This window comes from Streptomyces sp. NPDC006265, assembly GCF_040613555.1.
Lineage (GTDB): Bacteria > Actinomycetota > Actinomycetes > Streptomycetales > Streptomycetaceae > Streptomyces.
This window is the reverse complement of sequence record NZ_JBEXSH010000043.1, coordinates 1-20,605: the sequence shown is the minus strand read 5'-3', so window position 1 is coordinate 20,605 and position 20,605 is coordinate 1. Positions and strand designations below refer to the sequence as shown.

Annotated in this window: 16 protein-coding genes; 12 read left to right on the top strand and 4 right to left on the bottom strand. The window is 71.4% G+C overall.

Annotated elements, in window-relative coordinates:
* Positions 1–152 precede the first annotated feature (152 nt).
* The 4 genes from ABZ281_RS06390 to ABZ281_RS06375 all read right to left on the bottom strand — a co-directional run bounded on the left by ABZ281_RS06390 (position 153) and on the right by ABZ281_RS06375 (position 5,799).
* Positions 153–2,546, bottom strand: coding sequence for a DUF3488 and transglutaminase-like domain-containing protein (locus ABZ281_RS06390; RefSeq protein ID WP_356652687.1), 2,394 nt, complete (start codon positions 2,544–2,546; stop codon positions 153–155).
* A complete protein-coding gene (locus ABZ281_RS06385) occupies positions 2,546–3,907 on the bottom strand; it encodes a DUF58 domain-containing protein (protein WP_356652685.1) in 1,362 nt (453 codons plus the stop codon). The genes ABZ281_RS06390 and ABZ281_RS06385 overlap by 1 nt, the downstream gene beginning before the upstream one ends.
* Positions 3,907–4,944 carry a MoxR family ATPase gene (locus ABZ281_RS06380; protein ID WP_356652683.1) on the bottom strand — a complete coding sequence of 346 codons (1,038 nt, stop codon included), beginning with the start codon at positions 4,942–4,944 and terminating at the stop codon, positions 3,907–3,909. Before ABZ281_RS06380 ends, ABZ281_RS06385 begins: the two co-directional genes overlap by 1 nt.
* A gap of 303 nt (positions 4,945–5,247) precedes the next feature.
* Entirely contained in the window at positions 5,248–5,799 is a 552-nt protein-coding gene (locus ABZ281_RS06375) for a carbonic anhydrase (RefSeq protein ID WP_356652681.1), read from the bottom strand.
* A gap of 393 nt (positions 5,800–6,192) precedes the next feature.
* On the opposite strand from ABZ281_RS06375, the gene rsmH reads away from it, so the two are divergent.
* The 12 genes from rsmH to ABZ281_RS06315 form a co-directional block, all read left to right on the top strand.
* Complete coding sequence (rsmH, locus tag ABZ281_RS06370; RefSeq protein ID WP_356652679.1) at positions 6,193–7,194, top strand: 16S rRNA (cytosine(1402)-N(4))-methyltransferase RsmH; 1,002 nt, start codon at positions 6,193–6,195, stop codon at positions 7,192–7,194.
* Between the two features lie 31 nt (positions 7,195–7,225).
* Positions 7,226–7,675 (top strand): hypothetical protein, encoded by a 450-nt coding sequence (locus tag ABZ281_RS06365; RefSeq protein WP_356652677.1) that lies wholly within the window; start codon positions 7,226–7,228, stop codon positions 7,673–7,675.
* 5 nt (positions 7,676–7,680) lie between these two features.
* Entirely contained in the window at positions 7,681–9,639 is a 1,959-nt protein-coding gene (locus ABZ281_RS06360; RefSeq protein WP_356652675.1) for a penicillin-binding protein 2, read from the top strand.
* Between the two features lie 193 nt (positions 9,640–9,832).
* Entirely contained in the window at positions 9,833–11,353 is a 1,521-nt protein-coding gene (locus ABZ281_RS06355; protein WP_356652689.1) for a UDP-N-acetylmuramoyl-L-alanyl-D-glutamate--2,6-diaminopimelate ligase, read from the top strand.
* Positions 11,354–11,381: 28 nt separating this feature from the next.
* Positions 11,382–12,797 (top strand): UDP-N-acetylmuramoyl-tripeptide--D-alanyl-D-alanine ligase, encoded by a 1,416-nt coding sequence (murF, locus tag ABZ281_RS06350; protein ID WP_356652673.1) that lies wholly within the window; start codon positions 11,382–11,384, stop codon positions 12,795–12,797.
* Positions 12,797–13,888, top strand: coding sequence for a phospho-N-acetylmuramoyl-pentapeptide-transferase (mraY, locus tag ABZ281_RS06345; RefSeq protein WP_102907753.1), 1,092 nt, complete (start codon positions 12,797–12,799; stop codon positions 13,886–13,888). Before murF ends, mraY begins: the two co-directional genes overlap by 1 nt.
* On the top strand, positions 13,885–15,321 hold the full coding sequence (murD, locus tag ABZ281_RS06340) for a UDP-N-acetylmuramoyl-L-alanine--D-glutamate ligase (RefSeq protein ID WP_356652671.1): 1,437 nt from the start codon (positions 13,885–13,887) through the stop codon (positions 15,319–15,321). The genes mraY and murD overlap by 4 nt, the downstream gene beginning before the upstream one ends.
* A 135-nt stretch (positions 15,322–15,456) precedes the next feature.
* Complete coding sequence (ftsW, locus tag ABZ281_RS06335) at positions 15,457–16,821, top strand: putative lipid II flippase FtsW (protein ID WP_356652669.1); 1,365 nt, start codon at positions 15,457–15,459, stop codon at positions 16,819–16,821.
* Positions 16,822–16,827: 6 nt separating this feature from the next.
* Positions 16,828–17,925, top strand: coding sequence for an undecaprenyldiphospho-muramoylpentapeptide beta-N-acetylglucosaminyltransferase (gene murG, locus ABZ281_RS06330; protein WP_356652667.1), 1,098 nt, complete (start codon positions 16,828–16,830; stop codon positions 17,923–17,925).
* 25 nt (positions 17,926–17,950) lie between these two features.
* Positions 17,951–18,745, top strand: a complete 795-nt coding sequence (locus ABZ281_RS06325; protein WP_356652665.1) for an FtsQ-type POTRA domain-containing protein — start codon at positions 17,951–17,953, stop codon at positions 18,743–18,745.
* Between the two features lie 288 nt (positions 18,746–19,033).
* Complete coding sequence (gene ftsZ / locus ABZ281_RS06320) at positions 19,034–20,227, top strand: cell division protein FtsZ (protein ID WP_356652663.1); 1,194 nt, start codon at positions 19,034–19,036, stop codon at positions 20,225–20,227.
* 10 nt (positions 20,228–20,237) lie between these two features.
* Positions 20,238–20,605: laccase domain-containing protein (locus ABZ281_RS06315; RefSeq protein ID WP_356652661.1), on the top strand; the 368-nt coding region annotated here is incomplete at its 3' end.

Genomic DNA, 20,605 nt, shown 5'->3' with positions numbered 1-20,605 from the left:
ATCACCGCTGCCCTAGAACGGCTCGCGCTCCTGCCCAACCCCGGCTGACCAGCAACCCACCGTCCCTGCGACACCTGCCCGGCACGGACACAACAAGGCCGGCCGATGCACCCGCACCACCGGCCGGCCTCAGCCCCGTGTATCCCTGCCCCTCAGCCCTGCTGCCCCGACGTCTTCCGCCACGTCGGCCGCAGCGCCAGCGCGCGCTCCCGCACCCTCGTCCACCAGGCCGACGCCGACCACACCACCCGCACGGTGGAGCGGGGTGCCAGCAGCGCGCGGAGTCTCGCCGCGCGGCCGGCCGCCGCGCCGAGGCCCGCCGTCGCACGGCGGACATCGTCAGTGAGGCCCGCCACCGGGCGGGGATGCGGTGCGTACAGGACCTGCTCCACCCCGTTCGCCACCCGGTGCACCGAGGCCGCGGCCGTCGCGTCCAGGTCGCCGAGGCGGACGATGCGGGCGGCCGCCTTGCGCGGGGTCTGCGACTCGTCCGGCGTGATGCCGTAGTCCCACGCCGTGTCGGTCAGCTCCTGCCAGACGGCCAGCGTGTGCAGTGCCGCGTCCGCCTCGCTGCGTCCATGTGCCCCGAGGCGTGCCGTGCGCGTCCGCAGCCGCCACAGCATCGGTGCGAGGGGGAGCGCCAGGACGGCGAGACCGGCGAGGGCCCACGCCAGGAACGCGTACCACTTCGGGCCGCCGTCGTCCGTGGGCAGCGCCGCCTGCGGCGACTCGCCGGCACAGCCGCCGTCCAGCTTCTTCTGCTCCGGCGTGCAGGTCTCGCTCGCCGAGGGCGCCGCGGACGGCGCGGTGGACGCCGACCGGGACGGGCGTGCCTGGTCGGGCGCCGAGCTGTCGGGGTTGTCGGGCAGGGTGTACGACGGGATCGAGCCGCGGTTCGGCGTGGGCTCGAAGCGGGTCCAGCCCACGCCCTCGAAGTACAGCTCGGGCCAGGCGTGCGCGTCCCGCAGCCCCACCGACACCGAGCCGTCCGCCTGCGGGGAACCGGGCGCGAAGCCCACCGCGACCCGGGCCGGTATGCCCAGGGAGCGGGCCATCGCCGCCATCGCGAAGGAGAAGTGCACGCAGAAGCCCTGCTTGTCCTTCAGGAAGCGGGCGATCGCCTGCGAGCCGCTGCCGACCTGCACCTGCGTGTCGTACTCGAAGCCGCCGGTCACGGCGAACCAGTCCTGGAGCTTGACCGCCTGGTCGTACGGGTCGGCGGCGCCCGCGGTGACCTTGCGGGCGGTGCGGCCCACCACCGAAGGCAGCGAGTCGGGCAGCTCGGTGAAGTCACGCTCGACGTCCGCGGGCGGCGGCCCCGCCGAGGCGAGCTGCTCCGCCGTCGGCCGCACATTCAGGCTCTTGACCTGGTACGTCAGGCCTCGCGTGTTCTGCCCGTGGTCGCCGACCAGCGTCATGCCCAGCGGCTCGTACCGCCAGTTGCCGCTGATGCGCACGCCGCTCGGCGGGTACGGCATGGGGAGCCAGTCCTGGGCGTACCAGTCGGCCGCCGTGATCGTGGTGTCGACCTCCGTGCGCTTGACGTCCGGGCTGAGGCCGACCGGGTCCGGGAAGGTGCCGTCGGGGACGGCGGCGATGGACCGCCGGGACGGCTTCCACGTGGTGCCGTCGAAGTCGTCCAGGGACACGATCCGCAGATACAGGTCCGAGACGTCTGCCATCTTGGTCCGCACGGACAGGACCTGCTGGTCCTCGTCCGCGTTCAGACTGTCCCGCAGCGACACCAGCGGGTTCACGGCGGAGATCGTGCCCCCGCCGCCCGGGCCACCGCCCGCGCCCGCTCCCACGGAGTCCAGCAGACCGCCGTTCATCGCCGGCAGGCCGAGCGGCACCACCAGGGCGATGCCGAGCGCGACCACACCGATGCGCCGGCCGGTGCGGATCGGGGCGACCGCGCCGCTCGGCTCCCCGCCGGCCGTGCGCGGGGCGCCGCCGAAGACCCGGCCCCACTGGGAGAGCCGGTCCCGCCCCTCGGCCAGGAGCAGCATCAGATAGCCGGCCGCCGCCACCAGGAACCACAGCCAGTCCGTGCCCCCGTCGGACAGCCCCGCGGCCACCGAGTACAGCGCGAGCAGGGGCAGCCCGGCCGGAGCGGCGCTGCGGAAGGTCACCGCGAGGGTGTCCACCAGCAGTCCGATGATCAGGACCCCGCCGACGAGCATCAGCCGGATGCCGTCGGACTCCAGGGGAGCCGGGATCGCGTATCGCGCGATGTCGTCCCCGCCCTGCTGGAGCAGCAGCGCGAAGCGGTCGAAGGCCTGCGGCCCCGGAACCAGCCCGGCCAGGGCCTGCTCACGGGCGAAGACGAAGGTCAGCAGCGCGACGGTGACCACGGTCTGCGCCGCCACCGTCAGCGGCCGGGCCAGCGGTACCCGGCGGGCAGCGCCCCCCACGCCCGACTGCAGGGCCAGCAGGAAGGCCGCCTGCACGATCCATGTGGCCGGCTCGACGAGGGGCAGCAGGGCGCACGCGGCCGTCAGCGTGGCCGCCCAGGCGCCCAGCGTCAGTCGTACCCGCCCGCTCATCACGGCCTCTCCCCGCCGCTCGCGGCGGCCACGCCCCTGCGCGCCCGGTCGGCCTGCCCCCACAGCTCGTCCACCAAGGCGCCCCGCGGCACGCGCAGCGCCGTCCACCCCGCCTCTCGCAGCATGCGCAACCGGTCTCCGCTTCTGTCCAACGGGCCGGGCACGTCGCTCGGTTCCCGCACCCAGGTGTCGCTGTCCAGCACGAAGCCGACCGCGCCCGGGCCGCGTTGGCGCATCCGGCCCAGCACGGCCGCCTGGTCCTCGTCCAGGTCGCCGAGGAAGGCCACCAGCAGCCCCTCGTTCCCGCCGCGCAGGACGTCGTAGGCCCGGGACAGGCCCGCGCCGTCGGAGTGGTCGATCACCGCGAGGGTGTCCATCATCAGCCCGGCCGCGTCCGCCGACTCCTGGTTCGCGCCCGTGAAACCGTCCCCGCCCTCGCCGGGCACCGCGTTGCCGGTGTCCGTCAACAGCCGTACCGAGTAGCCTCGTTCGAGCATGTGCACCAGCACGGACGCGGCGCCCGACACGGCCCACTCGAAGGCCGAGTCCGGTCCCGCGCCCTGGTAGGCGATGCCGCGGGTGTCCAGCAGCACCGTGCAGCGGGCGCGCTGGGGCTGCTCCTCGCGGCGCACCATCAACTCGCCGTAGCGGGCGGTGGAGCGCCAGTGCACGCGGCGCAGGTCGTCGCCGTAGCGGTAGCCGCGCGGGATCACGTCGTCCTCGCCGGCCAGGGCGAGCGACCGCTGCCGTCCGTCGCCGTACCCCTTCGCCTCGCCGCTGAGGCGCACCGGCGCCAGCGGCTCCACGCGCGGGATGACCGTGAGGGTGTCGTACGTGGAGAAGGAGCGGGTCAGCTCGCACATGCCGAACGGGTCGGTCAGGCGCAGTTGGAGCGGCCCCAGCGGGTAGCGGCCGCGCAGGTCGGAGCGCACCCGGTAGGACACCTCGCGCCGGCCGCCCGCCTCCACCCGGTCGAGCACGAAACGGGGCCGGGGGCCGAGCACGTACGGCACCCGGTCCTGGAGCATCAGCAGGCCCGTGGGCAGCCGCGAGACGTTGTCCATCCGCAGGTGGACCCGGGCCTCGCTGCCGGCGGGCACGCGCGCGGGGGAGAGGCGGCGGCTGCCCGCGACCCGGTAGCGCCTGCGGTACAGCACCGCGGCGCACACCAGCGGCAGCACCGCCAGCAGCAGACCCACGCGCAGCAGGTCGCTCTGGCCGAGCACGTACGAGCAGATAGCGGCCGCGATTCCGGCGGCCAGGAAGGAGCGTCCGCGGGTGGTCAGACCGGCCAGGGCGGTGCGGATGCCGCCCTTCTCACCCTGGTCGGCCTCCGCCTGCCCCGCCCCCGCGGTGGTCATCACAGCCTCCGCGGCGGCTGCTGGGGATACACCGGCGCCGTAGGGCCCAGGTCGCCGAAGCCGCTCTGCTGCTGCGCCGCCGGCACCGGGGTGCGCTGCAGGATCTCCTCGACGACCTGCTCGGCGGTGCGCCGGTTGAGCTGGGCCTGAGCGGTGGGCAGCAGCCGGTGGGCCAGGACGGCGACGGCGAGTGCCTGCACGTCGTCCGGCAGCGCGTACTCCCGGCCGCTCAGGGCCGCGGACGCCTTCGCCGCGCGCAGCAGGTGCAGCGTCGCGCGCGGGGAGGCGCCGAGTCTCAGGTCGGGGTGCGTGCGCGTCGCGCCGACCAGGTCGACCACGTAGCGCCGCACCGGCTCGGCGACGTGTACCCCGCGCACCGCCTCGACGAGCTTGAGGATCTCGTGCGCGTGGGCCACGGGCTGGAGGTCCTCCAGCGGCGAGACGCCGCCGTGCACGTCCAGCATCTGCAGCTCGGCCTCCGCGCTCGGGTAGCCGACCGACACCCGGGCCATGAAGCGGTCGCGCTGGGCCTCCGGCAGCGGGTAGGTACCCTCCATCTCGACCGGGTTCTGCGTCGCCACCACCATGAAGGGGCTGGGCAGTTCGTAGGTCTTGCCGTCGATGGTGACCTGCCGCTCCTCCATGGACTCCAGGAGCGCGGACTGCGTCTTGGGCGAGGCGCGGTTGATCTCGTCGCCGATCACCACCTGTGCGAAGATCGCGCCCGGTTTGAACTCGAAGTCGCCGCGCTGCTGGTCCCAGATGGACACACCGGTGATGTCCGAGGGCAGCAGGTCCGGCGTGAACTGGATGCGCCGCACCGAGCAGTCGATGGACCGCGCCAGCGCCTTGGCCAGCATCGTCTTGCCGACTCCGGGGACGTCCTCGATCAGCAGATGTCCCTCGGCGAGCAGCACGGTCAGCGAGAGCCGTACGACCTCGGGCTTGCCCTCGATCACGCCTTCCACCGACTCCCGCACGCGCTCCACCACGGCGGTCAGATCAGTGAGGCTCGCTCGATCGTCATAGGTCGTCACCCGGCCCTCCTCGGCCTTTCCCGTGCCCCCAAGGAGCACGGGATACCCCATTTTCCCGGGCCGACGCCACATGACGCAGGCCGGCCCACCCCGAACCACGGACACCACGCGTGAAAAGTTCCGCGCGACGCCACTCCCGCATTCTTGCTGCCGTTACCGTTTCGTGTCACTCGACTGTGGACAACTGGCCGCGATATGTCGGTCTTGCAGCCATTCGAACGCATGACTGACAGGTTTTCGACAGCTACAGCAGGTGGCCTTCCGGGGCGGGCGGCCCGCGGCGCCCTGGTCGGCGGGCCGGGATCAGGAGGCCGGGTCGACCTCCCGCAGCAGGCCGGTCTTCACGTCGAACACGAATCCGCGCACATCGTCGGTGTGCGGCACGAACGGCGAGGTGCGCACGCGCTGCATCGACTGCCGCACGTCCTGGTCGACGTCCCGGAAGGACTCCACGGCCCACGCCGGACGCTGGCCGACCTCGGCCTCCAGCTCGTTGCGGAAGTCCTCGGTGAGGCTCTCCAGGCCGCAGCCGGTGTGGTGGATGAGCACCACGCTGCGGGTGCCCAGCTTGCGCTGGCTGATGGTGAGGGAGCGGATCACGTCGTCGGTGACGACGCCGCCCGCGTTGCGGATCGTGTGGCAGTCGCCGAGCTCGAGCCCGAGGGCCGCGTGCAGGTCGAGGCGGGCGTCCATGCAGGCCACGACGGCGACGTGCAGCACGGGCCGGGCGTCCATCCCCGGGTCGGCGAAAGCGTCGGCGTACCGGGCGTTCGCCTCCACGAGACGGTCGGTGACCGTGTCGCCGGCCCTTATGGCGCTCTCCGAACCTGTGGGAACCGATGCAGAAGTCGTCATAGCTATGACGTTACTGGTCACACCCCGTCCAGGCCTCCTGTGGAAGTGAACAAAGAATGCCCCCGGGTGGGGTGTGTGAGGTAACCCACAAGGGCGATGTCCCGGTCTGCGCGCGAACGGCGGCGACGCGCAGGCCGGTTGATTGACCGGGCGACAGGGTGGACTAAAGTGACGCGAAGCGGGAGGCGAGACTCTCCCCGCTGGACTGATGTTCTTCGGAGACTCCGGCGACGACCGGTGATCTCCCCGCGTGCGCGGCGCGTACGTACGGCTCGGCCTCCTCCCGCTCCCGGTCGGCTGACGCTTCCGGCGCCGGCAGGTCCCATTGCCCACGAGCGGGCGGGGACCCGGCGGTGCGCAGGGCCGCGCCGGATCTGAGAGGGCCCGGGATCGATGGGGCGCGAAGCGCATTCGAATGAGGGTGGTGGCGGGCGACGGGAGGGAGAGAGTCGACACGTCCCGGTGATGCTCCAGCGGTGCCTGGATCTGCTGGCGCCCGCCCTGGAGGGCCCGGACGCCGTGGTCGTCGACTGCACCCTCGGCCTCGGCGGCCACAGCGAGGCGCTCCTCGCGAGGTTCCCCGACGCCCGGCTCGTCGCCCTCGACCGCGACAAGGAGGCCCTGCGCCTGTCCGGCGAGCGCCTCGCGCCCTACGGCGAGCGCGCCACCCTCGTGCACGCCGTCTACGACGAGCTCCCCGAAGTGCTGCACAGGCTCGGCATCGCGCGCGTGCAGGGCGTCCTGTTCGACCTGGGCGTCTCCTCCATGCAGCTCGACGAGGCCGACCGCGGCTTCGCCTATGCCCAGGACGCCCCGCTCGACATGCGCATGGACCAGACGACCGGCGTCAGCGCCGCCGAGGTCCTCAACACCTACCCGCCGGGCGAGCTCGTGCGCATCCTGCGGGCCTACGGCGAGGAGAAGCAGGCCAAGCGGATCGTGAGCGCGATCGTGCGCGAGCGGGAGAAGGAGCCGTTCAGCAACAGCGCGCGGCTTGTCGAGCTGATCCGGGACGCGCTGCCGCAGGCCGCCAAGCGCACCGGCGGCAACCCGGCCAAGCGCACCTTCCAGGCCCTGCGCATCGAGGTCAACGGCGAGCTGGCCGTTCTGGAGCGGGCGATCCCCGCCGCGGTGAAGGCACTCGACATGGGCGGACGGATCGCCGTGCTGTCGTACCACTCGTTGGAGGACCGGCTGGTCAAGCAGGTCTTCGCGGCGGGCGCCGCCATCACCGCGCCGCCCGGGCTGCCCGTCGTCCCCGAGCGCTACCAGCCGAGGCTCAAGCTCCTCACGCGCGGTGCCGAACTCCCCACGGAAGAGGAGATCGCCGAGAACCGGCGGGCGGCACCGGCGCGGCTGCGCGGCGCCCAGCGCATCAGGGAGGACGTCGAGTGAGGCGTGTGCAGCCCGGACCGAGGGAGCGTGCGTGAGCGGCAAACCCGAACTGAAGGGGAGGGCCGCCCGACTCGCGCGGCTCCTCCCGACCGGCCCCGGGCAGGCGGCCCGCACACCGTTCGTCCTGCTGGTCGTCCTCCTCCTCGGCGGCGGTCTCATCTGCCTCCTGGTGCTGAACTCGGCGCTCAGCGAGGGCGCGTTCAAACTCGACGACCTCCAGCGCGGGACCAAAAGCCTCACCGACGAAGAGCAGGCCCTCCAGCGGGACATCGACGCCTACTCCGCCCCCGACGCCCTGCAGCGCCGCGCCCGCGAGCTCGGCATGGTGCCCGGCGGTGACCCCGCGTTCCTCGATCCCGACGGCACCGTCAAGGGCGTGCCCAGCGCCGCCCCCGGTGTCCGGCAGCCCGCCGGGTACACCCCCCTGGTCCTCGCCCCCGAGGCCATGACCGACGGCCCCGCCCCGACCCCCGGCAGGTGACGGAAGTGTCCGACAGGGAACCGCCACGTCGCCGTGTGCCCGGCCCCGCCCGGCGCGCCCGCCCCGACGCCCGGCGCCGTCCCGGCCCCGGTGCCCGTCCGGCCCGGCGGCCGGGGCAGGCCCGCCCGGCGGCGCCCAAGCCGCTGCGGCTCGGCAGCCCCCGCCCCCGTCTGCGTCTGGTCGGACTGGCGCTGACCCTGGTCCTGACCGCCTTCGTGGTGCGGCTCTTCCAGGTGCAGGCCGTCGACGCGAGCACCTACGCCGCCAAGGCCGAGCAGAACCGGTACGTCGGGCAGGTGCTGGCCGCGGACCGGGGCGAGATCACCGACCGGTCCGGTGTGGCCCTCGCGACCAGCGAGGACGCCTACGACATCACCGCAGACCCCACGATGTTCGCCCCCGACATGCTGAAGATCGGGGATGGGCCCGAACAGGCCGCCGCACTCCTCGCGCCGATCCTCGGCCAGGAGCAGGAGGACCTGGTCGAGAAGCTGCGGCCCGAGAACAAGGCCCTGCGCTACGTGAAACTGGCCTCGCGACAGACCCCGCAGGTCTGGAAGCAGATCAAGGACCTCAAGTCGGCGCTCGCCAAGAAGGCGGAGGCGGACAAGTCCACGCCCAACGTCCTCTCGGGCGTCTTCTCCGTGGCCACCAGCAAGCGCGTGTACCCGGGAGGCGACCTGGCCGCCGGGATACTGGGCTGGGTGAACGCCGAGGGCAAGCCCGGCGGCGGCATCGAACTGCAGCTGAACAAGCAGCTCGCAGGCAAGGACGGCAAGATCCGCTACGCCCAGTCCGGCGGCCGTCTCGTGCCCACCGCGGGCTCCACCGAGACCCCCGCCGTCCCCGGCAGCGACATCGAGCTCACCATCGACCGCGACATCCAGTGGGCCGCCCAGAACGCCATCAGCGACCAGGTGAAGGAGTCCGCCGCCGACCGCGGCTACGTCATCGTCCAGGACACCCGCACCGGGCAGATCCTGGCCATGGCCAACTCGCCCGGCTTCGACCCGAACGACCTGTCCGACGCCGACCCGGCCGCCCTCGGCAACGCGGCCCTCCAGGACGCCTTCGAGCCCGGCTCCACCGCCAAGGTCATGTCGATGGCGGCCGTCCTCCAGGAGAACGCCGCCACCTCGGAGACCCACGTGGTCGTGCCCAACCGGCTGCACCGCGGGGACCGGCTCTTCAAGGACGACGTCGACCACCCGACCTGGTACCTGACGCTCAACGGCGTCCTGGCCAAGTCCAGCAACATCGGCACCATCCTCGCCACCGGACAGCTCGGAAAGACCCAGGCCCAGGCCAACAAGGTCCTCTACGACTACCTGCGCAAGTTCGGCCTCGGCAGCTACACCGGGCTCGGCTTCCCCGGCGAGACCAAGGGCATCCTCGCCCCGCCCGACAAGTGGTCGACCTCGCAGCAGTACACGATCCCTTTCGGCCAGGGCGTCTCCATCAACGCCATGCAGGCGGCCTCGGTGTACTCGACCATCGCCAACGACGGGGTCCGTATCGATCCCACCCTCGTGCGCGGCACCAAGGGCCCCGACGGGCGCTTCACACCCGCCCCGAAGCCCGCCAAGAGCCGGGTCGTCGACGCGAAGACGGCGAAGACCCTCGCCCGCATGCTGGAGTCCGTCGTGGACGACGAGGAGGGCACCGGCACCAAGGCGCGCATCCCCGGCTACCGCGTCGCGGGCAAGACGGGTACCGCCAACCGCGTGGATCCGGCCACCGGGAAGTACCACGGCTACACCTCGTCGTTCGCCGGGTTCGCACCCGCCGACAAGCCCCGCGTCACCGTCTACTGCGCCATCCAGAACGCCACCCAGGGCAGCTACTTCGGCGGTCAGATCTGTGGACCCGTCTACAAGAAGGTCATGGAGTTCGCACTGAAGTCCCTCCAGGTCCCCCCGACCGGCGCCAAGGCCGCCAAGCTGCCCGTCTCCTTCAAGCAGTGATCAGCGCCGACCCGCCCTGATCAGCACCCAGCCCCACCGAGCCACCAGGACCGCCTCCGTGACAACGATCACCCCCGAGCCCGGCAACCAGAGCAGCCCCGGCCCCTCACTTCGCCCGGAGGCGCGTACGCCCGGTACGCTCACCGCCGTGCCACACGCTGATCAGTCCCAAACCACCCAGAAGGGCCATCCCGTGACATACCCCGGGCCGCCCAGGCCGGTGCAGGTCTCCGCCACACCTCTCGCGGAACTCGCCGATCAGCTGGGTACTCCCACGCCGGAGAACGCCGCCGAGGTCACGGGCATCACCCACGACTCACGCGCCGTGCGCCCCGGCGACCTGTACGCCGCCCTGCCGGGGGCCCGGCTGCACGGTGCCGACTTCGTCAACCAGGCCGCGGGCCTGAGTGCCGCCGCCGTGCTGACCGACCCGAGCGGCGCCGAGCGCGCCGCCGCGTCCGGGCTGCCGGTCCTGGTCGTCGACGACCCGCGTGCGCAGATGGGCGAGCTGGCCGCCACGATCTACGGCCACCCCGGCCGGGACCTGCTCCAGATCGGCATCACCGGCACCTCCGGCAAGACCACCACGGCGTACCTCGTCGAGGGCGGCCTGAAGACGGTCAGGTCCACCGGCCTGATCGGCACGGTCGAGATGCGCATCGGCGACGAGCGCATCAAGTCCGAGCGGACCACCCCCGAAGCCACCGACCTCCAGGCCCTGTTCGCCGTCATGCGCGAGCGCGGGGTCGACGCGGTCGCCATGGAGGTCTCCAGTCACGCCCTGGTCCTCGGCCGGGTCGACGGCTGCGTCTTCGACATCGGCGTCTTCACCAACCTCAGCCCGGAACACATGGAGTTCCACTCCGGCATGGAGGACTACTTCCGGGCCAAGGCGCAGCTGTTCACGCCCAAACGCGGCAAGCTCGGCGTGGTCAACGTCGACGACGAGTACGGCCGCAGGCTGGCCAAGGAAGCCACCGTCCCGGTCGTCACCTACTCCGCCGAGGGCCACCCCGACGCCGACTGGCGCGCCGACGACGTCGAGGTCGGCCGGCTGGACTCGACGTTCACCGTCCTCGGCCCCAAGGGCGAGCGGATCAGCGCCAAGTCGCCGCTGCCCGGGCCCTTCAACGTGGCCAACACCCTGGCCGCAATCGTCGCCCTCGCCGTCGCCGGCCTCGACCCGCAGGCCGCCGCCGACGGCGTCGCCTCCGTCCCCGGTGTCCCGGGACGCCTGGAGCGCGTGGACGCCGGGCAGCCCTACCTCGCGGTCGTCGACTACGCCCACAAGACCGACGCGGTCGAGTCCGTGCTGCGCGCCCTGCGCAAGGTCACCGAGGGCAGCCTGCACATCGTCCTCGGCTGCGGCGGCGACCGGGACCGGACCAAGCGCGAGCCCATGGGTGCCGCGGCGGCGCGGCTCGCCGACACCGCCGTGCTGACCTCCGACAACCCCCGTGGCGAGGACCCCCTCGCGATCCTCGCCACGATGCTCCAGGGCGCGGCGTCCGTGCCCGCGCACGAGCGCGGCGAGGTGCAGGTCTTCGAGGACCGGGCCGCCGCGATCGCCGCCGCCGTCGCCCGCGCCGAGCCCGGCGACACCGTGCTGGTCGCGGGCAAGGGCCACGAGCAGGGCCAGGACATCGCCGGGGTGGTCCGCCCCTTCGACGACCGCCAGGTGCTCCGCGAAGCCATCCAGAAGACCCAGGGATGAAAATCCAGAAGACCCAGGGGATGAACTTGTGATCGCCCTCTCCCTCGCCGAGATCGCAGAAGTCGTCGGCGGGCAGACGCACGACATACCGGATCCGTCCGTCCAGGTCACCGGCCCGGTCGTCCGGGACTCCCGCGAGGCGGGGCCGGGCAGCCTGTTCGTGGCCTTCGCCGGGGAGCGCGTGGACGGCCACGACTTCGCGGCGTCGGTCGTCGAGGCGGGAGCGGTGGCCGTGCTCGGCACCCGCCCCGTCGGCGTACCGGCGATCGTCGTGGACGACGTCCAGAGCGCCCTCGGCGCCCTCGCCCGGCACGTCGTACGGCGCCTCGGCGCCACCCTCGTCGCCCTCACCGGCTCGGCGGGCAAGACCAGCACCAAGGACCTCATCGCGCAGGTGCTGCAGCGCAAGGCGCCGACGGTGTTCACGCCCGGCTCGCTCAACAACGAGATCGGGCTGCCGCTGACCGCGCTCAGCGCGACCGAGGAGACCAGGTTCCTCGTCCTGGAGATGGGCGCCCGGGGTATCGGGCACATCAGCTACCTCGCCGGCCTGACACCCCCGAAGGTCGGCCTCGTCCTCAACGTCGGCAGCGCTCACATCGGCGAGTTCGGCGGCCGCGAACAGATCGCACAGGCCAAGGGCGAACTGGTGGAGGCACTGCCGTCCGAGGCCGACGGCGGCATCGCGATCCTCAACGCGGACGACCCCTACGTACGCGCCATGGCCTCCCGTACGAAGGCGAAGGTGATCTCTTTCGGAGAGTCCGGCGAAGCGGACGTCTCTGCCGAGAACGTGCGACTCACGGACACCGGACAGCCCTCGTTCAGGCTTCACACACCCTCCGGTGCAAGCGATGTGACCATGCGCCTGTACGGTGAGCACCACGTGTCGAACGCGCTCGCCGCGGCCGCCGTCGCCCACGAGTTGGGCATGTCCGCTGACGAGATCGCCGTGGCGCTCTCCGAGGCGGGCTCCCTCTCCCGCTGGCGGATGGAGGTCACCGAGCGCCCGGACGGCGTGACGGTCGTCAACGACGCCTACAACGCGAATCCCGAGTCCATGAAGGCCGCGCTGCGCGCGCTGGCGGCCATGGGCAAGGGACGTCGTACGTGGGCGGTGCTCGGCAAGATGGCCGAGCTCGGGGACGAGGCTCTCGCCGAGCACGACGCGGTCGGGCGGCTCGCCGTCCGGCTCAACGTCAGCAAGCTCGTCGCGGTCGGTGGCAGGGAAGCCGCCTGGCTGCAACTGGGCGCATATAACGAGGGTTCGTGGGGTGAGGAGTCGGTGCACGTGTCCGACGCACAGGCGGCGGTCGACCTGTTGCGCAGCGAGTTGCGCCCGGGGGACGTCGTACTCGTGAAGGCGTCCCGTTCGGTCGGGCTCGAGAGCGTGGCGCAGGCGCTCATCGAGACCGGTGCCGAGGGTGAGGTTTCCGCCCGATGATGAAGCAGATCCTGTTCGCAGGAGTCATTGGTCTCTTTCTCACGCTGGTCGGCACCCCGCTGCTGATCAAGCTGCTCGCGCGCAAGGGCTACGGCCAGTACATCCGCGACGACGGCCCGCGCGAGCACGCCAGCAAGCGCGGTACGCCGACCATGGGCGGGATCGCCTTCATCCTGGCGACGGTCGCCGCGTACTTCCTGGCCAAGGTGATCACGGGCTATCTGGACCCGGACGTCGACGCGGCGCCGACCTTCTCGGGCCTGCTGGTGCTCGGCCTGATGGTCGGCATGGGCCTGGTCGGCTTCCTCGACGACTACATCAAGATCGTCAAGCGGCGTTCGCTCGGCCTGCGCGCCAAGGCGAAGATGGCCGGCCAGTTGACCGTCGGGATCGCGTTCGCGGTGCTGTCGCTGCAGTTCGCGGACAACCGCGGCAACACCCCGGCGTCCACGAAGCTGTCGTTCATCACGGACTTCGGCTGGACGATCGGACCCGTGCTGTTCGTGGTCTGGGCACTGTTCATGATCCTCGCGATGTCGAACGGCGTGAACCTGACCGACGGTCTGGACGGCCTGGCCACCGGCGCCTCGGTGCTCGTCTTCGGCGCCTATACCTTCATCGGGGTCTGGCAGTTCCAGGAGTCCTGCGCCAACGCGCAGACCCTGACCAACCCGGGCGCCTGCTATGAGGTGCGGGATCCCCTCGACCTCGCCGTGGTCTCCTCGGCGCTGATGGGTGCCTGCCTCGGATTCCTGTGGTGGAACACCTCCCCGGCCAAGGTCTTCATGGGGGACACCGGTTCGCTCGCCCTCGGTGGTGTGCTGGCCGGCCTCGCGATCTGTTCGCGCACCGAGTTGCTGATCGCCATCCTCGGCGGCCTGTTCGTCCTGATCACCATGTCCGTGGTGATCCAGGTCGGTTCCTTCCGCCTCACCGGAAAACGCGTCTTCCGAATGGCGCCACTCCAGCACCACTTCGAACTCAAGGGCTGGTCCGAAGTGCTCATCGTGGTCCGCTTCTGGATCATTCAGGGCATTTGTGTGATCGTCGGACTCGGCCTCTTCTATGCAGGATGGGCAGCGGACAAGTGACCTCCTCGGAGCCCTTCGACTTTCAGGGCAAGCACGTCACCGTCGCCGGGCTCGGCGTTTCCGGCGTCCCGGCGGCCAAGGCGCTGCACGGCCTCGGCGCGAGCGTCACGGTCGTCAACGACGGCGCCGACGAGCGTGCGCGGGCGCAGGCGGCCGGCCTGGAGGCGCTCGGCATCACCGTGCGCCTCGGTGACGGCGACACCCTGCCGGAGGGCACCGAGCTGATCGTCACCGCGCCCGGCTGGAAGCCGGACAAGCCGCTGTTCGCGGCGGCGGAACGGGCGGGCGTCCCGGTCTGGGGCGACGTCGAACTGGCCTGGCGCCTGCGCGGTCCCGGCGCCGCCGACTGGCTGGCCGTCACGGGCACCAACGGCAAGACGACGACCGTCCAGATGCTCGCCTCGATCCTGAAGGCGGCGGGCCTGCGCACGGGCGCCGTCGGCAACATCGGCGTCTCCCTGCTGGACGCGGTCCTCGGCGAGGAGCAGTACGACGTCCTGGCCGTGGAGCTCTCCAGCTACCAGCTGCACTGGGCGCCCTCCCTGCGCGCCCACTCGGCCGCGGTGCTGAACCTCGCCCCCGACCACCTCGACTGGCACGGCTCCATGGAGGCGTACGCCGCCGACAAGGGCCGCATTTACGAGGGCAACCGCGTCGCCTGCGTCTACAACGTGGACGCCACCGACAAGCCGTCCACCGAGGACCTGGTCCGCGAGGCCGACGTCGAGGAGGGCTGCCGGGCCGTCGGCTTCACCCTCGACACCCCGGGCCCGTCCCAACTCGGCATCGTGGAGGGCATCCTGGTCGACCGCGCCTTCGTCGAGGACCGGCAGAAGAACGCCCAGGAACTCGCCGAGGTCGGCGACGTCGACCCGCCGGCCCCGCACAACATCGCCAACGCCCTGGCCGCGGCGGCCCTCGCTCGTGCCTACGGCGTGCCCGCCAGGGCCGTACGGGACGGCCTGCGGGCGTTCACCCCGGACGCCCACCGCATCGCGCACGTGGCGGACGTGGACGGGGTCGCGTACGTCGACGACTCCAAGGCCACCAACACCCATGCGGCGGAGGCCTCGTTGGCGGCGTACGAACCGATCGTGTGGATCGCGGGCGGGCTCGCGAAGGGCGCGACCTTCGACGAACTGGTCGCCAGGTCGGCGAAGCGCCTGCGGGGTGCCGTGCTGATCGGCGCGGACCGCGCGCTCATCCGGGAAGCCCTCGCGCGACACGCCCCGCAGGTACCCGTCGTCGACCTCGACCGGACCGACACTGGGGCCATGCGCGCGGCGGTCCACGAGGCGCAAAGACTCGCTCAGGCGGGCGACACGGTGCTGCTGGCCCCGGCCTGTGCCTCCATGGACATGTTCGCCAACTACAACAAGCGCGGGGACGCTTTCGCGGACGCCGTTCGTGAGCTCGGCTCCGCCGACGGCTGACCCGGGTCCGCCTCGCCCGGCGGCGGTGCCGGGCGTACCTGGGAGGGACACGTGACACGGATGTGGCTGGTGCCCGAGCGGCCTGGGGGCGTTCACCGCGCAACGCTCCCCTCCGGCATGGCAGGGTGAGCGGCGATGCCCACCAGCCGCACCGGAAGGCCCCCGACCCCACGCGCCCCCAAACACCCCGTCGCGCCAGGGCTCGCGCGTGAGAACCGCGTCCTGAGCCTCTACGTCCGCGCGCGCAGGGGCTGGGACCGGCCGCTGACCGCCTACTACCTGATCCTCGGCGGCAGTCTGCTGATCACCGTGCTGGGACTGGTGATGGTCTACTCGGCCTCCCAGATCACCGCGCTGCAGATGTCGCTGCCCGGTTCGTACTTCTTCCGCAAGCAGTTGCTCGCGGCGGGTATCGGCACCGGTCTGCTGCTCGCGGCCTCCCGGATGCCGGTGAAACTGCACCGGGCGCTCGCCTACCCCATCCTCGCGGGCGCCGTCTTCCTCATGATCCTGGTGCAGATCCCGGGGATAGGGGTGTCGGTCAACGGCAACCAGAACTGGATCTCGCTCGGCGGCTCCTTCCAGATCCAGCCCAGCGAGTTCGGCAAGCTCGCCCTCGTGCTGTGGGGCGCCGACCTGCTCGCCCGCAAGCAGGACAGGAAGCTGCTGAACGAGTGGAAGCACATGCTCGTGCCGCTGGTCCCGGCCGCCTTCATGCTGCTCGGTCTGATCATGATCGGCGGCGACATGGGCACCGCGATCATTCTCACGGCCATCGTGTTCGGCCTGCTCTGGCTGGCCGGCGCCCCCACGCGGCTGTTCGCCGGGGTGCTGTCGATCGCCGCGGTCCTCGGCCTGATCCTCATCAAGACCAGCCCCAACCGCATGGCCCGGCTGCAGTGCCTGGGCGCCACCGAACCCCAGTCGGGGCCCGTCGACTGCTGGCAGGCCGTGCACGGCATCTACGCCCTGGCCTCGGGCGGAATCTTCGGTTCGGGGCTGGGTGCGAGTGTGGAGAAATGGGGTCAACTACCCGAAGCCCACACCGACTTCATCTTCGCCGTCACCGGTGAGGAACTGGGCCTGGCGGGGACGCTGTCGGTACTCGCCCTCTTCGCGGCTCTAGGCTATGCGGGTATCCGCGTGGCCGGACGCACGGAGGACCCCTTCGTGAGGTATGCCGCGGGAGGCGTGACCACCTGGATCACGGCCCAGGCCGTGATCAACATCGGTGCGGTGCTCGGTCTGCTGCCGATCGCCGGCGTCCCCCTCCCGCTGTTCTCCTACGGGGGTTCCGCCCTGCTGCCGACCATGTTCGCCATCGGGTTGCTGATCGCCTTCGCGCGTGAGGACCCCGCTGTGCGGATGGCGCTTGCGATGCGGCAACCCCGCTTTGGTAGAAAGCGGGGGGCGGGGGGCACCGGTTCCGGTCGGAGTCCCCGGAGATGGAACACGATGCGACGGCGTGCCTCGGCGGCGCGCTCGTCCGGAGAGCGGTGAATTTCGGTGCATGTCGTACTCGCCGGCGGAGGAACCGCGGGCCACATCGAGCCCGCGCTCGCCCTCGCGGACGCCCTGCGCAGGCAGGACCCGAGCGTGGGCATCACGGCCCTGGGCACGGAGCGCGGCCTCGAGACCCGTCTCGTACCCGAGCGCGGGTACGAACTCGCGCTGATCCCCGCCGTTCCGCTGCCGCGCAAGCCCACCCCCGAGCTGATCACCGTCCCGGGACGGCTGCGCGGCACGATCAAGGCGACCGAGCAGATCCTTGAGCGCACCAAGGCGGACGCCGTGGTCGGCTTCGGCGGCTACGTCGCCCTGCCCGGCTACCTCGCGGCCAAGCGCCTGGGCGTGCCGATCGTGATCCATGAGGCCAACGCCCGCCCGGGCCTGGCCAACAAGATCGGCTCGCGGTACGCCAGCCAGGTCGCCGTCTCCACGCCCGACAGCAAGCTGCGCAACTCCCGCTACATCGGCATCCCGCTGCGCCGCTCCATCGCCACGCTCGACCGGGCCGCCGTGCGCCCCGAGGCCCGGGCCGCGTTCGGGCTCGACCCGAACCTGCCCACGCTGCTGGTCACCGGCGGCTCCCAGGGCGCCCGCCGCCTCAACGAGGTCGTCCAGCAGGTCGCCCCCTGGCTCCAGCAGGCCGGGATCCAGATCCTGCATGCCGTCGGCCCGAAGAACGAACTGCCGCAGGTCCACCAGATGCCGGGGATGCCCCCCTACATCCCGGTAAGTTACCTGGACCGGATGGACCTCGCGTACGCCGCGGCCGACATGATGCTCTGCCGCGCGGGTGCGATGACCGTCGCCGAACTCTCCGCTGTCGGGCTCCCTGCCGCCTATGTCCCGCTGCCCATCGGCAACGGCGAACAGCGGCTCAACGCCCAGCCGGTGGTCAAGGCCGGCGGCGGACTGCTGGTCGACGACGCGGAGCTCACCCCCGAGTGGGTCCAGCAGAACCTCCTGCCCGTGCTCGCCGACCCGCACCGGCTGTACCAGATGTCCCGCGCCGCCGCCGAATTCGGCCGCCGGGACGCCGACGACCTGCTCGTCGGCATGGTGTACGAGGCGATCGCTGCCAGTCGTGCACACCGATAGGACTGTATGACGGAAGGCAGGGAGCGTGGCCGGATCGACCACCGCCGAGCGCGGTGAACGCCAGCAGGAGTCGTCCGGCCCGCCGCCCCGCCCGAGGTCGCGGCGGGCCCGGCTCCGCGCGATCGTCCTCCTGGGCCTCGCCCTGGTGTTCCTCGGCATCCCGACGATCTGGCTGTTCTACGGCTCCGACTGGCTGCGCGCCGAGCACGTCTCGGTGTCCGGCACCCGGGTGCTGACGCCGGCTCAGGTCGAGGCGGCGGCCGAGGTTCCGCTGGGGAAGCCGCTGATTTCCGTCGACACCGATGCGATCGAGACGCGACTGCGCCGGAAATTGCCCCGAATTGACGCGGTTGACGTGGTCCGTTCCTGGCCCCGCGGAATCGACCTGAAAGTGGTTGAGCGGACTCCGGTTCTGATTGTCCAAAAGGGCGGAAAGTTCGTAGAAGTGGACGATGACGGTGTCCGCTTCGCCACGGTTTCCGAGGCCCCGAAAGGCGTCCCCGCACTGGAATTGACGCTCTCCCGGACCGGCTCCGCCGCGGCGAGCCTGCGCCGCTTCGGCGAGCCCCGGCTGGTGCGCGCCGCGGTCGGCGTCGCCGGCGCGGTTCCGGCCGCCGTCGCGCACGAGACACGGACCGTCAAGGTCCGTTCCTACGACGACATCTCGCTGGAGTTGAAGCACGGCCGCACGGTCCTCTGGGGAAGCAGCGAGAAGGGTGCCGCGAAGGCCCGCACACTCACCGCTCTGATGAAAGCCTCGCCCGGCGCGCGGTACTTCGACGTGAGCGTCCCCACCGCGCCCGCGTCATCAGCGAGTTGACGCACATCCGCGCAGGCCAGCACCCTGGTTGGGCACTGCTACGGCTGATCACATAGGGTGAAAAGAAAAACGGGAGGTTCGGCGTGTTCGTTGAACGTGCGCCACTTGTCGACTTAGTGTCCTGTTCAGAAGACTCCAAGGAACAGACACACTGGTAACCCTAAACTTCAGGGTTAGGGTTCGGGTCGGCGATACGGACCGTCCCATTCGGCATCAGTCGTCGGGTCGCGGGGCGCAGGGCGTCACGCTGATTCGGCGACACGTAACTCGAGGCGAGAGGCCTTCGACGTGGCAGCACCGCAGAACTACCTCGCAGTCATCAAAGTCATCGGTGTCGGCGGCGGTGGTGTCAATGCCATCAACCGGATGATCGAGGTCGGTCTCAAGGGCGTCGAGTTCATCGCCATCAACACCGACGCGCAAGCTCTGTTGATGAGCGACGCCGACGTCAAGCTGGACGTCGGCCGTGAACTCACCCGCGGACTCGGCGCCGGAGCAAACCCGGCCGTGGGCCGCAAGGCCGCCGAGGACCACCGCGAGGAGATCGAGGAGGTCCTCAAGGGGGCCGACATGGTCTTCGTGACAGCCGGTGAAGGCGGCGGCACCGGCACCGGCGGCGCGCCCGTCGTGGCCAACATCGCCCGCTCGCTCGGTGCCCTCACCATCGGTGTGGTCACCCGCCCGTTCACCTTCGAGGGGCGGCGCCGTGCGAACCAGGCCGAGGACGGCATCGCCGAACTCCGCGAAGAGGTCGACACCCTCATCGTCATCCCGAACGACCGGCTGCTGTCCATCTCGGACCGCCAGGTCTCGGTGCTGGACGCCTTCAAGTCGGCCGACCAGGTCCTGCTCTCCGGTGTCCAGGGCATCACCGATCTCATCACCACCCCGGGCCTCATCAACCTTGACTTCGCCGACGTCAAGTCGGTCATGTCGGAGGCCGGCTCGGCCCTGATGGGCATCGGCTCGGCCCGTGGCGACGACCGCGCGGTGGCCGCCGCCGAGATGGCGATCTCCTCGCCGCTGCTGGAGGCGTCCATCGACGGCGCCCGCGGTGTGCTGCTCTCCATCTCCGGCGGCTCCGACCTCGGTCTGTTCGAGATCAACGAGGCCGCGCAACTGGTGAGCGAGGCCGCCCACCCCGAGGCCAACATCATCTTCGGCGCGGTGATCGACGACGCCCTCGGTGACGAGGTCCGGGTCACCGTGATCGCGGCCGGCTTCGACGGCGGCCAGCCGCCCGCCAAGCGGGACAACGTCCTCGGCTCGTCCTCGGCCAAGCGCGAGGAGCCGACCCCGGTACGGCAGACCGAGAGCCGCCCCTCCTTCGGATCGCTCGGCAGCGTGACCCCGAAGGAGGACCCGGAGCCCCAGCCGGAGCCGGTCAAGGACATCCCGGTCGCCCCGCCGGTCCCGCCGGCGCCGCGGACCTACTCGGACAGCGCGGCCGAGGAACTGGACGTACCGGACTTCCTCAAGTGATCCTTCAGTCGTGATAGGACAGCGCGAAAGCGCGAGCGGCGCGCACTTCGGCTTCACCGACCGGTGGGGCGGGGTGAGCGCCGCTCCGTATGAGGAGCTCAACCTCGGCGGAGCGGTCGGCGACGATCCCGACGCCGTACGCACCAACCGGGACCTGTCCGCCAAGTCCCTCGGCGTCGAACCGGACCGGGTCGTCTGGATGAACCAGGTGCACGGGGCCGACGTGGTGGTGGTGGACGGGCCGTGGGGATCTTCGGCCCCGGTCCCGTCGGTCGACGCGATCGTCACCACGCGCCGGGGGCTCGCCCTCGCCGTGCTCACCGCCGACTGCGTGCCGGTGCTGCTCGCCGACCCCGTCGCGGGGGTCGCCGCCGCGGC

Excerpts from the sequence above, each read along its gene's own strand:
- rsmH (WP_356652679.1), top strand. The coding sequence starts at position 6,193 with ATGGGGCGCGAAGCGCATTCGAATGAGGGTGGTGGCGGGCGACGGGAG.
- mraY (WP_102907753.1), top strand. The coding sequence starts at position 12,797 with ATGAAGCAGATCCTGTTCGCAGGAGTCATTGGTCTCTTTCTCACGCTG.
- ABZ281_RS06390 (WP_356652687.1), bottom strand. The coding sequence starts at position 2,546 with ATGAGCGGGCGGGTACGACTGACGCTGGGCGCCTGGGCGGCCACGCTG.
- ftsW (WP_356652669.1), top strand. The coding sequence starts at position 15,457 with ATGCCCACCAGCCGCACCGGAAGGCCCCCGACCCCACGCGCCCCCAAA.
- ABZ281_RS06385 (WP_356652685.1), bottom strand. The coding sequence starts at position 3,907 with ATGACCACCGCGGGGGCGGGGCAGGCGGAGGCCGACCAGGGTGAGAAG.
- ABZ281_RS06375 (WP_356652681.1), bottom strand. The coding sequence starts at position 5,799 with ATGACGACTTCTGCATCGGTTCCCACAGGTTCGGAGAGCGCCATAAGG.